The sequence below is a fragment of the Pseudomonas sp. P7779 genome (genome assembly GCF_013386315.1).
In the GTDB taxonomy this organism is placed as follows: Bacteria; Pseudomonadota; Gammaproteobacteria; order Pseudomonadales; family Pseudomonadaceae; genus Aquipseudomonas.
Genome location: NZ_JACARZ010000018.1, coordinates 124,509 through 136,322, shown reverse-complemented (window position 1 = coordinate 136,322; position 11,814 = coordinate 124,509). Strand labels below are relative to the sequence as shown.

Here is an 11,814-nt window from a genome sequence, read left to right as displayed (position 1 = left end):
CAAGCCCCCTCGCCACAGACAAGCCCCTCGCCACAAAAGCCCGCTGGGCTCAGGTATTACCGCTTTAGAACTTGATGAAATGCTTGCGGTAATGCTGCAACTCGGCAATCGACTCGCGAATATCGTCCAGCGCCAGGTGGGTGCTGCCCTTGTGGAAGCTGTCTTTGACTTCCGGCGCCCAGCGCGCGGCCAGCTCCTTCAAGGTCGACACGTCCAGGTTGCGGTAGTGGAAGTAGCTTTCCAGCGCCTTCATGTGGGTATAGAGAAAGCGGCGGTCCTGGCAAATGCTGTTGCCGCAGATCGGCGACTTGCCCTTGGGCACCCACTTTTCCAGGAAGGCGATGGTTTCGGCTTCAGCCTCGGCCATGCTCACGCGGCTGTCGCGCACACGCTGGGTCAGGCCCGAGTTGCCGTGGGTGCGGGTGTTCCACTCGTCCATGGTGGCCAGCACCGCGTCGCTGTGGTGAATGGCGATCACCGGACCTTCGGCCAAGGTGTTGAGGTTGCTGTCGGTGACAATGGTCGCCATCTCGATGATGACGTCGGTGTCAGGGTTCAGACCGGTCATTTCCAGATCGATCCAAATCAGGTTCTGTGGGTTTTGCATGTCGTGGTTCCTTGGCACCTTGGCGTAGCTGCGCAGTTTAGCAGGCAGGGCGTGCTAGACTCGCGACCGTTTCACCTAACCTTTGCATTATCGACACGGAACACCAATGGCCAAACGCCAGCTCAACCGTCGCCAAAACTGGCGCATCGAAAAGATTCAGGGCGAACGCGCTGCCCGCGCCGCCAAACGTGAATCCTCCGCCGTGGAAGCGCTTGAGGGCGGCGACCTGGGCCCCGAGCAAACGGGCCTGGTGATCGCGCACTTCGGTGTGCAGGTCGAAGTCGAGGCCACCGAAGGCGATCACGCCGGCCAGGTGTTCCGTTGCCACCTGCGCGCCAACCTGCCAGCGCTGGTGACCGGCGACAAGGTGGTATGGCGTGCCGGCAACCAGGGCATCGGCGTGATCGTCGCCCAGTTGCCGCGCACCACCGAACTGCGTCGCCCCGACAGCCGTGGCCAGCTCAAGCCGGTAGCGGCCAACGTCGACATGATCGTCATTGTCTTCGCGCCACTGCCCGAACCCCATGCCAACCTGATCGACCGCTACCTGGTAGCCGCCGAACACGCCGGCATTCGCCCGCTGTTGCTGCTGAACAAATTCGACCTGATCGACGAACAGAACGCCCCGGCGCTCAACGCGTTGCTGGCGGTGTACCGCACCCTCGGCTACCCGGTGCTGGAAGTCTCGGCGCATCACGGCAATGGCATGGAACAGTTACAGACTGAACTGGACGGGCGCATCAGCGTGTTCGTCGGCCAGTCGGGCGTGGGCAAGTCGTCCCTGGTCAACAGCCTGTTGCCGGAAGTCGAAACCCGTGTTGGCCCGCTGTCGGAGCTGTCCGGCCAGGGCACCCACACCACCACCACCGCGCGATTGTTCCACTTTCCGGGCGGCGGCGAGCTGATCGACTCCCCCGGCATCCGTGAATTCGGCCTGGGCCATGTGAGCCGTGCCGATGTTGAAGCGGGCTTTATCGAGTTCAACGACTTGATCGGCACCTGCCGCTTCCGTGACTGCAAACATGACCGCGAGCCGGGTTGCGCCCTGCTCAAGGCACTGGAAGACGGCCGCGTGCAGCAGCAGCGAATGAACAGCTATCGCTCGATCATCGCCAGCTTGCCCGAGACCAGTTACTAAGCAGCAAACCGGTGCCGTGCCATGCCTTGATACACATAAGGCACGGCACGGAACCCCCGACCCCATTGATTAAATCGAGTCAGCCATCAAGAATCCGCTGCAACTGGGCGGCCCATGACGCAAGCCAGCTTGAATTCGATTTTCCCAATGCTCATACTCGTTCCGTCACCAGCGCAAGCTGGCAGGAGTCTGGATCCTTTTCGGGGTTGATCCAGCGGCGCAGAAGGGGCGAAGCAAGCTCCACTGCGTGTCGAATGAAGCCGCCTTCGGGCGGCTTTGCTTTTTCCGGGGAATCAACGATTGCCTCTCTACTACCATCCCAAACAAGGCGATGTTCTTCTGTGCGACTTCACTCGGGGCTTTGTAGCGCCCGAAATGCTGAAGATCCGCAAAGTCGTTGTGATCTCGCCGACTGTCACCCACAGCCGAAAACTGTGCACAGTGGTCCCGATTTCCTCCACAGCGCCTGACATCCAGCACGACTGGCACCATTTATTGCGAACCAATCCGCTGCATACCGATGGCTATAAAGCGCTGTGGGTGAAATGCGACATGATCTACACGGTCAGTTTCGAACGACTGGACAAACTGCACAGAAAGACCAGGACCACTGGGCGAGAGTATTTCGTGCCGCGCTTGGGCGCGGAAGATATGCGAGGCGTGATTGACGGTGTGAAGGCCTACCTCCCGCTCTGATACAACCGACAGAAAAAAGCCCCGAGAACCCGGGGCTTTTTTAATCGTCGAAGCAACCGATTGAGTCTGACGGCCTCATGAACCCGTGGCGGGCAGAGTCGGGTCTTTCATCCCGCCGTCATCAAACAGGTTCAGCTTCTGCCGCAGCTCATGGGCCGGCAGCGGCTCCTGCTCGGGCGGCAGTGCGTTCGGGTCTGCCGGCACTTCGCCCGGCGCGCCTTCACCCTGGGTCGGCGCCGGTGGCGTCGCAGGTGGGTCGCCTTCAATCGCCCGCTGGGCCTTTTTGGTCAGCACGACGATATCGATGCGTCGGTTGATCGGATTGAACGGATCCTTGGGATCAAACAGCTGCGAGGAAGCAAACCCCACCACCCGTGCCACTTGCGGGTCCGGATAGCTGCCGGCCACCAGTGCACGACGCGCGGCATTGGCCCGGTTGGCCGAGAGCTCCCAGTTGCCGAAGTCGCCCTGGCCCGCATACGGCTTGGCGTCGGTGTGGCCGCTGATGCTGATCTTGTTCGGCACCGCCTTGATGGTGTCGGCCATGGCCAGCAGGATGTCTTCAAAGTACGGCTTCAAGCGTGCACTGCCGGAATCGAACATCGGCCGGTTGGCGGCGTCCGTGATCTGGATGCGCAAGCCATCCGGGGTGATCTCGAAGGAAATCTGGTCCTTGAACTTCAGCAGTTGCGGGTTTTCCTCAACCTTGGTTTGCAGTTCCTGCAGCAGCAATTCCAGGCGTTCCTGCTCGACCTGTTCGGCCATGCTCTCGACGGTGTCGCGCTCGATCGGGATCTTTTCCTGCGGCGAGTCGGTCTTGATTTCCGGGTTGATGGTGCGCTCGGGCGCCAGTTGCGGCGAACCACCGAGGTCGATCACAAAAGGCGTGCCGCTCTCGGAGAAACCGATGGGGTCCTTGAAGTAACCGGCGATGGCGATCTTCTGTTCCGGCGTGGCGGTGGACATCAGCCACAGCACCAGGAAGAACGCCATCATCGCCGTCGCAAAGTCGGCGAAGGCGATTTTCCAGGCGCCGCCATGGTGCCCCGCAGCGAAGCGCTTGACGCGCTTGATGATGATCGGCTGGTTGTTTTCCATGGCTTAGCGACCGCGAACCGCTTGTTCCAGCTCAGCGAAGCTTGGACGGTGCTTCGGATACAGAACCTTGCGCCCGAACTCCACCGCCAGCGATGGCGGCATGCCGGAAGCCGAAGCCACCAGGCAGGCCTTGATGGCTTCGTACAGATTCACTTCTTCCTTGGCATCGTGGGCCAGGGACGTGGCCAGCGGGCCGAAGAAACCGTAGGCCGCGAGAATACCGAAGAAGGTACCTACCAGTGCCGCACCTACGTGCATGCCGATGGCTTTCTGGTCGCCTTCACCGAGGGAGGCCATCGTCACCACGATCCCGAGCACCGCGGCAACAATACCGAAACCGGGCATGCCGTCGGCGATGCCGGTCACGGCATGGGATGGGTGCTCCAGCTCTTCCTTGAGGCTGAACAGTTCCATGTCGAACAGGCCTTCCAGCTCATGGGGCGCCATGTTGCCGGACGACATGATGCGCAGGTAATCACAGATGTAGGCGGTCATGCGCTCGTCTTTGAGCACGGCCGGGTACTTGGCAAAAATCGGGCTCGCCGTGGCGTCCTCGATGTCGCCTTCGATGGCCATCATGCCTTCGCGGCGGCTCTTGTTGAGGATCTCGTAGATCAGCCCCAGCACTTCCAGGTAGAAGGTGTGGGAGAAGCGCGAGCTGAACATGCCCAGCGACTTCTTGATCACGTGCATCGTCATGTAGCCGGGGTTGGCCTGCAGGAATGCGCCGAACGCCGCACCGCCGATAATCAGCACTTCGAAAGGCTGGATCAGCGCCGCAATCTTGCCGTGGGAAAGGACGTATCCGCCGAGCACGCTCGCGATGACGACGATGATGCCGATAATTTTAGCCATAGGGGATGAGTACTTGCGCCGTCGGGTTCAGGGTCATATTCGCAAGAGTTGAAAACTCTTGTTCTACTTATCGGCAAATCTGCGCCAGACTATAGCCCGTTATGGCGAAAAACCAGTTCGGCCCGTCCCGGGCGTGTTGACCGCAAGTGATGATCGCGCCCCAATCATGGCAAATGAAACGACAGTCCCAACTCAAAAACCCGCCACCCTCGCCGCTTGGATAAAGCGCCTGGACGATGTGCTGTTGCCTGTTCCACAGGCGAGCCACGACCGGGTTTGCAAGGCCATCGGCGACAACCGCAGTTCGTTGCGGGATATTGCAGAGCTGATGCAGAACAGCCCGGCGCTGGTGCTGAGCGTGATGCGCGAGGCCAACAACCAGGCCCACGGCAGCCTCGCGGAGCCGGCAGAAAACCTCGAAGTGGCGATCAATCGCCTCGGCCTCAAGCGCACCGAGGAGCTGCTGCGGCGCCTGCCTTCCGTGCCGCTGAATGAAATCCCCGTGGCCCTGCGCCAGCTGCAGATGATCAGCCAGCACGCGTCGCAACAAGCCAGCGGCCTGTTCGCCAGCCGCCTGGCGCGATTATGGCAAGACATTCACTGGGGCAGCCTGCTGTTCCTTTCGCCGCTGTGGCCGATGGCGATTGCCTATCCCAAGCTGCTGGAAGAATGGGAGCTGCGGGTGATCCACAAGGGTGAATCGGCCCGCACAGTCGAACAGGAGCTGTTCGGCGTACGCCTGCTGGACCTGTGCCTCGGGTTGACCAACACCTGGCGCCTGCCGATCTGGGTATCCCAGGGTTATACGTTGCTGCTGACGGAACAACGCTTGCTGGTCAAGGCGCTGAGCATTGCCCGTGAAGACGAGCCGTTGCGCCAACAGCAGTTGCTGGATGCCGACCCGAACCTGCGTCGCTGGCTGAACCAGCCGGCCAACACTGTGCTGTTGGCCAACGGCCTGGCGCTGGCGGCGCAGGAGTCCTGGACCTGCCCGCACACCCAGCGCTGGCAATACCTCACTGCGCTTTACCTGCAACAACCGTTGGCCGAAGTGCAGCAACAGTCCCACCAACACGCGGCGATCAGCGCCCGCAGCACCCTGATGCGCGACCTGTGGCACCCGGCGCTGTCGTTGATCTGGCCATGGGATGTGCAGCGCGTTCACCACGGTTTGCTGCCGGCCCCCCCGCCCACCGCCGAGTCCCTGGCGATCTGGCGCAAGCGCTGCACCGAATTGCTCGTAGAGCCGAGCCGCTTTGCCAATGCCATGCACCTGACCACCTGCGCCAAGGAAGCCCTCGTGGCCTGCGGCATGCAACGGGTGATGCTGCTGATGGCGGACAAAACCTTGAGCACCTTGCGTGTGCATCAAGTCGACGGCCTGCCGAAGGACGCCGACCACATGAGCCTCGACGTGGCGCAAAGCACCCTGCTGCAACGCCTGCTGGCCAAGTCCGCCCAGGTGCGCCTCAACCCCGACAACCACGCCCAGTTCTCGGCACTGCTGCCGCCGGAGCTGCGCCGCCTGTTCAAGGGCGAACACCTGCTGCTGCGCTCCCTGAGCTGCAATGGCCGGGTGGTGATGCTGATGGTGGCCGACCAGGGCGGCGGGCCGTTCTCGGAAACCACCGTGCAGGCCTTCGGCAAAACCGCCCAATGCATCGAAAAGGCCCTGCACAGCTTTACCAACCGCAGTGCCTGACGCTTGCGCTACAATCGCCCTCCCTTAGCGCCCAATTTTTATGCCCAGGAGACCTCACATGCCTGACTTCTCTGGCTTGCCGCTGGTCATCGAGGCCAGTGACCTGCTCGGTCGCCTCGATGCCGAACACCTGATCCTGGTGGACCTCACCAGCACTGCGCGTTACGCCGAAGGGCATATCCCCGGCGCACGTTTCGTTGATCCAAAACGCACCCAACTGGGCCAGCCACCGGCACCGGGCCTGCTGCCGGGCAAGGCCGATCTGGAAAAGCTGTTCGGCGAACTGGGCCACACCCCGGATGCCACTTACGTGGTGTATGACGACGAAGGCGGTGGCTGGGCCGGGCGATTCATCTGGATGCTCGACGTCATCGGCCACAAGAAATACCACTACCTCGACGGCGGCCTGCTGGCGTGGCTGGAAGAAAAACACCCAGTGTCCACCGAGGTACCGGCCAGCGCCGGCGGCCCGGTCAGCCTGACGTTGCATGAAGAACCCACCGCCACCCGCGAATACCTGCAAAGCCGTCTCGGCGCTGCCGACCTCGGCATCTGGGACGCCCGTGGCCCGCTGGAATACTCCGGCGAGAAAGTCCTCGCGGCCAAGGGTGGACACATCCCGGGCGCGGTGAACTTCGAATGGACCGCCGGCATGGACAAGGCACGCCAACTGCGCATCCGCCGCGACATGCCGCAGATCCTCGAAGACCTCGGGCTGACCCGCGACAAAGAAATCATCACCCACTGCCAGACTCACCACCGTTCTGGCTTCACCTACCTGGTGGCCAAGGCGCTCGGTTATCCGCGAGTCAAAGGTTATGCCGGTTCCTGGGGCGAATGGGGTAACCACCCCGACACCCCCGTTGAGATTTAAGGTTTAAGGACAGTTAATGAAAAAGCAGTTGTTCATCCTCAGCCAGTACTTGCTGCCCCACCACCTGCTGTCGCGTCTGGCCGGTTGCATTGCCGAATGCCGCGTGCGCTGGTTCAAGAATGCGTTCACCAGCTGGTTTGCCAAGCGTTATCAAGTGGACATGTCCCAGGCCCTGGTTGAAGACGTGACGGCTTACGAGCACTTCAACGCCTTCTTCACCCGCGCGTTGAAAGACGGTGCACGGCCGCTGGATCAGACCCCAGGCGCGGTGTTGAGCCCGGCCGATGGCGCTGTCAGCCAGTTGGGCCCGATTGAACATGGCCGGGTGTTCCAGGCCAAGGGCCACAGCTTCAGCGTGCTGGAATTGCTGGGCGGCGATGCGGCGGTGGCTGCGCCGTTCATGGGCGGCGATTTCGCCACTGTTTACCTGTCGCCGAAGGACTACCACCGGGTGCATATGCCATTGGCCGGCACCCTGCGGGAAATGGTTTACATCCCTGGCCGAATCTTCTCGGTGAACCAGACCACGGCCGAAAATGTGCCGGAACTGTTTGCGCGTAACGAGCGTGTTGCCTGCATCTTCGACACCGAACGCGGCCCGATGGCCGTGGTGCTGGTTGGCGCGATGATCGTGGCGTCGATTGAAACGGTTTGGGCAGGCTTGGTAACGCCGCCAAAACGCGAGCTGAAAACCTTCCGTTATGACGAAGCTGCCCGTGGGCCGATCCACCTGGAAAAAGGTGCGGAACTGGGGCGCTTCAAGCTGGGTTCGACGGCAATCGTGCTGTTTGGGCCGGACCAGGTTCAATGGTCGGAAGCACTGCAGGCGGGGACGCCGGTGCAGATGGGCCAGGGCATGGGTTTGCCGAAAGCCTGACCTAGCGATCATTCCCACGCTCCGCGTGGGAATGCATCCCGGGACGCTCCGCGTCCCAACCTCAAAATCGGACGCGGAGCGTCCAGGGCGGCGTTCCCACGCAGAGCGTGGGAACGATCTTCAGAGCTGACCGTCGCGATCGCGGAACCCCAACAGGTACAACACGCCATCCAGCCCTAAAGTCGAAATCGCCTGCTTGGCCGATTGCTTGACCAGCGGCTTGGCCCGGAACGCCACACCCAACCCGGCAATCGCCAGCATCGGCAAGTCATTTGCCCCGTCGCCGACCGCAATGGTCTGCTCCAGACGCAACCCTTCCTTGTGTGCCAATTCCCGCAACAGGTCAGCCTTACGCTGTGCGTCGACAATCGGCTCCACGGCCACACCCGTCACCTTGCCGTCCACCACTTCCAGCTCGTTGGCGAACACATAGTCGATACCCAGCTTGGCCTGCAATTGCTTGGCGAAGTAAGTGAAACCGCCCGACAGGATCGCGGTCTTGTAGCCCAGGCGCTTGAGTTCGGCGAACAGGGTTTCGGCGCCTTCGGTCAGGCGCAGCGAGGCGCCGATGGAGTCCAGTACGCTCACATCCAGGCCCTTGAGCAGCGCCAGGCGCTCCTTGAAGCTGGCTCGGAAATCCAGCTCACCAGCCATGGCACGCTCGGTAATTTCCGAAACCTGCTCGCCTACACCGGCAGCCTTGGCCAATTCGTCGATGACTTCGGCTTCGATCAGCGTCGAATCCATGTCGAACACCGCCAGGCGGCGATTGCGGCGGAACAGCGAGTCTTCCTGGAAGGCGATATCGACATTCAGCTCCTGGGCAACGCTCAGGAATTCGGCACGCAGGGCCTGAGGATCTGCCGGCTCACCGCGTACGGAGAACTCAATGCAGCCCTTGCCCTTGTCCGCCGGCGTGTCCAACGGCATACGACCCGACAGACGGTCAATGTGGTCGATATTCAAACCGTACTGAGCCGTGATCGAACTGACACGCTGCAATTGCTCGGCCGTCACCTTGCGGGTCAACAGGGTCACGATGTGGCGTTTTTTGCCCTGGCCGGCCACCCAGCTCTGGTAATCCTCTTCGGACACCGGGGTGAAACGCACCTGCTGATCGAGCTTATACGCCGTAAACAGGATGTCCTTGAGCACGGACGAGGCTTGCTCGGTGCTGGGAATTTCCACCAGGATGCCGAACGACAGCGTGTCGTGAATCACTGCCTGGCCGATGTCGAGAATGTTCACACCACCCTGGGCCAGAACACCGGTAATGGCTGCGGTGAGACCCGGACGGTCCTCACCTGTGATGTTAATCAGGACAATTTCGCGCAAAGCGCACCCCCGAGCTGGAAAAAAACCGCATTCTACCCACTTTCAGTGACCATCGGGCACAGCCAGCGCTTTGCCGGTCTTGGGCCTGTCGCTATACTGCGCGTCAACTTCACGGACTAAAGAGCCGAGCTTAAGTGAACCGGCCCACGCCAGTAAAAACCGATAACTTCTTCCTGCTGATCTTCCGGGCACTGCGCCACCGCCGTGTACCGATCGCATTACGCATCGCCAGCCATAACGTGATCCTGGTCGCCCTGGCCCTGGTCATCTACGCCTGCGTGATGGGTTTGCAGTTCAAGCAGGCCATGCACGAGCAAGCCGACGCTTTGGGCGAGAGCCTGACCACCCAGACCGCCACCTCGGCGACTGAGTTGTTGGTGTCCAACGACATCCTCAGCCTCAACGTGCTGCTCAACAACCTGACCAAGAACCCGCTAGTGGCCCACGCCGCTATCTATAGCGTGGACAACCGGATCATGGCCGAAGCCGGGCAACGCCCGAAAAACGGCCTGCTGGGTGAAGCCGAAGGCCTGTACCAGAGCAATATCACGTTTCAGGACGTGAAGGCCGGCCAACTGCGCATCAGCCTGGACATGCAACAGTTCCAGCAGCCGATGACCATCAGCCTGCAAAGCATGGGTATCTTGAGTGCGATCCTGCTGGCACTGTCCCTGGCCTTGAGCCTGCGCCTGGGCCGGCATATCTCCACGCCACTGATGCAACTGCGCATCTGGCTGCGGGATATCGATGAACACACCCCGGCCACCGACCGCCAGGACGAAATCGGCGACCTCGCCCGCCAACTGCACACCAGCTTCGCGCCGGAGCCCGTAGTGCCCGAGGTTGAACCCGAGCCCGAGTTCGACGACACCGACTACGAAGACGACGAGCCCGAGTTTGAAGTGCGCAACCTGCGGGACCCGAGCTTCGACGAGTCTGCGCCGGTAGCGGCCCAAAAGCCGGCGACCCGTCATGTGATCAAGGCAGAAGAAGACGAACTGGACGAAGAAGACCCGTTCGCCGATCTTCGCGATACTTCAGTGCCAACCGCTCCTGCTGTGCAGCCTGCTCCGGTGCGCAGCACCCAGCCCCAGCACAGCGCCGTATTGGCCGTGCAACTGGGCGCACAGGATCAACTGCGTCGCTTGCCGCGGGCACGCCTGACCGAGCTGCTGGAACGTTATCGTGACTGCCTCGACCAGGCGGCCTCGCTGTATCAGAGCGAACTGCACACCCTGAACGACGGCAGCACCTTGATGCTGTTCCACAGCGAAGACAGCGGCGAAGACTACCTGACCAACGCCATCTGCTGCGGTGAACTGCTGCGGGCCCTGGGCCATGCGCTGCAAATCGAAGTGGCCGACAGCGGCATCACCCTGCAACTGCAATTGGGCCTGACGGTGGGCGACGATCTGTATGGCATGAGCCAGATCGATCTGCTCCTGACCGAGATTGCCCAGGATGCGCTGGCCTTGTCGCAACACAGCCGCAACCTGCTGCTGGTGGAACGCAAGATCAGTGACGACGTGCTGATTCGCCAGCGTGCGCGGATCCGCCCGATTGCCAGCCCTGAAGGTGCGTGCTGTGTGGAGCGGTTGATGGAGCCTTACCCGTCGATGCTTGAGCGCCAGCTGGCGCGGATGCATGAGACGCGGGCGAAGAACTAAAGAACAACGCAAATCAATGTGGGAGCGGGCTTGCTCGCGAAAGCGGCCTGTCAGTCAGCCTATGTATCGACTGATCCGCCGCCTTCGCGAGCAAGCCCGCTCCCACATTAGATCTGCGTACCGCTCAAATCCCGCACAAACAAAAGGCCCGCTCATCAGCGGGCCTTTTTGTTGGTCTGTATTCAGGTCAGAACCTGAACACTTCCATATCGGTGCGAATCGGCACGGCCATCGGCATCTTCGGCTTCTCCGGTGCCGCAGCCTTGGGCTGCGCCGGGGCTTGTTTGCGTGGCGCTTCTGCCACCGCTGGCTGATTGGCCAATGGTTTGAGGGCCACCGACAGCTGGTCAGCCAAACGTTGCAGCAACACACCCTGGGCCTGGACCTGGGACGCGGTGCTGCCGCTGTGCTCTTCCTGCAAGTGCACGATGCGGTTATCCCGCACCTGGCCACGACGGTCAATCAGGCGCCATTGCGCGTCGAGGATAGCGGGCTGCGAAACGCCCGAGTCCAGTCGCGTAATGGTCAGCAGCACCTGTACGTCCGGGGCAAAACCCAACGGCGCCGGCGCCAATACCACACGCTGGCTGTCCAGGTGGCCAGCCACCTGGCGCAACATCAACTGATTGATGTCGGACGAAAGGCTACCGGCCCAGCGGCCATCGGTGGAACCTTGCAGGCTGCCGTCGTTCTGACGTTGCAGCAGGGTTTCACGTTGCAGATAGTCGGCCACTACAACAGGGCCAAGCAATACAGCCATGCCGGCACTTTGTGCAGGCTGAGCCGGACTTCCACTGTCCAGCTGATACAGCGACACCGGTTGGTGTGTGCTGCAACCCGCCAGGCCCAAAAGGCCAGCGAGCAACAAAAATAAAGGAAGGCGCGGAGCAGTCATCATCCCATCCAGGTGGCTGCCACAAGGCGAACCACAATGTAATACTCAAAAATAACCTGTACGCGCTCAG

Annotated in this window: 11 protein-coding genes; 6 read left to right on the top strand and 5 right to left on the bottom strand. The window is 61.4% G+C overall.

Annotation, left to right across the window (positions count from 1 at the left end; all coding sequences use genetic code 11):
* Positions 1-64: 64 nt before the first annotated feature.
* Positions 65-607 carry an oligoribonuclease gene (orn, locus tag HX869_RS06650; protein ID WP_003217529.1) on the bottom strand — a complete coding sequence of 181 codons (543 nt, stop codon included), beginning with the start codon at positions 605-607 and terminating at the stop codon, positions 65-67.
* A gap of 106 nt (positions 608-713) precedes the next feature.
* On the opposite strand from orn, the gene rsgA reads away from it, so the two are divergent.
* Positions 714-1,745 carry a small ribosomal subunit biogenesis GTPase RsgA gene (rsgA, locus tag HX869_RS06645; RefSeq protein ID WP_003217530.1) on the top strand — a complete coding sequence of 344 codons (1,032 nt, stop codon included), beginning with the start codon at positions 714-716 and terminating at the stop codon, positions 1,743-1,745.
* Positions 1,746-2,045: 300 nt separating this feature from the next.
* A complete protein-coding gene (locus HX869_RS06640) occupies positions 2,046-2,441 on the top strand; it encodes a type II toxin-antitoxin system PemK/MazF family toxin (RefSeq protein ID WP_102370214.1) in 396 nt (131 codons plus the stop codon).
* A gap of 75 nt (positions 2,442-2,516) precedes the next feature.
* Here HX869_RS06640 and motB read toward each other — a convergent pair whose 3' ends face one another.
* Positions 2,517-3,539: a flagellar motor protein MotB gene (gene motB, locus HX869_RS06635; protein WP_177069123.1), complete on the bottom strand. Its 1,023-nt coding sequence runs from the start codon at positions 3,537-3,539 to the stop codon at positions 2,517-2,519.
* Between the two features lie 3 nt (positions 3,540-3,542).
* The gene (gene motA, locus HX869_RS06630) at positions 3,543-4,394 is read right to left on the bottom strand and encodes a flagellar motor stator protein MotA (RefSeq protein WP_178902892.1); all 852 of its coding nucleotides are present in this window, start codon (positions 4,392-4,394) and stop codon (positions 3,543-3,545) included.
* A 166-nt stretch (positions 4,395-4,560) separates the two neighbouring features.
* On the opposite strand from motA, the gene HX869_RS06625 reads away from it, so the two are divergent.
* Genes HX869_RS06625 through asd form a run of 3 tightly spaced genes read left to right on the top strand, consistent with a single transcriptional unit; the run spans position 4,561 to position 7,847 of the window.
* Complete coding sequence (locus HX869_RS06625) at positions 4,561-6,096, top strand: HDOD domain-containing protein (protein WP_003217533.1); 1,536 nt, start codon at positions 4,561-4,563, stop codon at positions 6,094-6,096.
* Between the two features lie 58 nt (positions 6,097-6,154).
* Positions 6,155-6,970, top strand: a complete 816-nt coding sequence (locus HX869_RS06620) for a rhodanese-like domain-containing protein (protein WP_178902891.1) — start codon at positions 6,155-6,157, stop codon at positions 6,968-6,970.
* Between the two features lie 16 nt (positions 6,971-6,986).
* Positions 6,987-7,847, top strand: coding sequence for an archaetidylserine decarboxylase (gene asd / locus HX869_RS06615; protein WP_003217535.1), 861 nt, complete (start codon positions 6,987-6,989; stop codon positions 7,845-7,847).
* Positions 7,848-7,967: 120 nt separating this feature from the next.
* Here asd and serB read toward each other — a convergent pair whose 3' ends face one another.
* The gene (serB, locus tag HX869_RS06610; protein WP_003217536.1) at positions 7,968-9,182 is read right to left on the bottom strand and encodes a phosphoserine phosphatase SerB; all 1,215 of its coding nucleotides are present in this window, start codon (positions 9,180-9,182) and stop codon (positions 7,968-7,970) included.
* 134 nt (positions 9,183-9,316) lie between these two features.
* On the opposite strand from serB, the gene HX869_RS06605 reads away from it, so the two are divergent.
* Positions 9,317-10,849, top strand: a complete 1,533-nt coding sequence (locus tag HX869_RS06605) for an AhpA/YtjB family protein (RefSeq protein WP_008439111.1) — start codon at positions 9,317-9,319, stop codon at positions 10,847-10,849.
* A 187-nt stretch (positions 10,850-11,036) separates the two neighbouring features.
* Here the strand turns inward: HX869_RS06605 and HX869_RS06600 are convergent, their stop codons facing one another.
* Positions 11,037-11,744, bottom strand: coding sequence for a membrane integrity-associated transporter subunit PqiC (locus HX869_RS06600; protein WP_003217538.1), 708 nt, complete (start codon positions 11,742-11,744; stop codon positions 11,037-11,039).
* Positions 11,745-11,814: the final 70 nt, after the last annotated feature.

Bases quoted from the DNA above. Each gene is read 5' to 3' on its own strand.
- orn (WP_003217529.1), bottom strand. From the start codon at position 607: ATGCAAAACCCACAGAACCTGATTTGGATCGATCTGGAAATGACCGGT.
- rsgA (WP_003217530.1), top strand. From the start codon at position 714: ATGGCCAAACGCCAGCTCAACCGTCGCCAAAACTGGCGCATCGAAAAG.
- motB (WP_177069123.1), bottom strand. From the start codon at position 3,539: ATGGAAAACAACCAGCCGATCATCATCAAGCGCGTCAAGCGCTTCGCT.
- motA (WP_178902892.1), bottom strand. From the start codon at position 4,394: ATGGCTAAAATTATCGGCATCATCGTCGTCATCGCGAGCGTGCTCGGC.
- HX869_RS06625 (WP_003217533.1), top strand. From the start codon at position 4,561: ATGGCAAATGAAACGACAGTCCCAACTCAAAAACCCGCCACCCTCGCC.
- HX869_RS06620 (WP_178902891.1), top strand. From the start codon at position 6,155: ATGCCTGACTTCTCTGGCTTGCCGCTGGTCATCGAGGCCAGTGACCTG.
- asd (WP_003217535.1), top strand. From the start codon at position 6,987: ATGAAAAAGCAGTTGTTCATCCTCAGCCAGTACTTGCTGCCCCACCAC.
- HX869_RS06600 (WP_003217538.1), bottom strand. From the start codon at position 11,744: ATGACTGCTCCGCGCCTTCCTTTATTTTTGTTGCTCGCTGGCCTTTTG.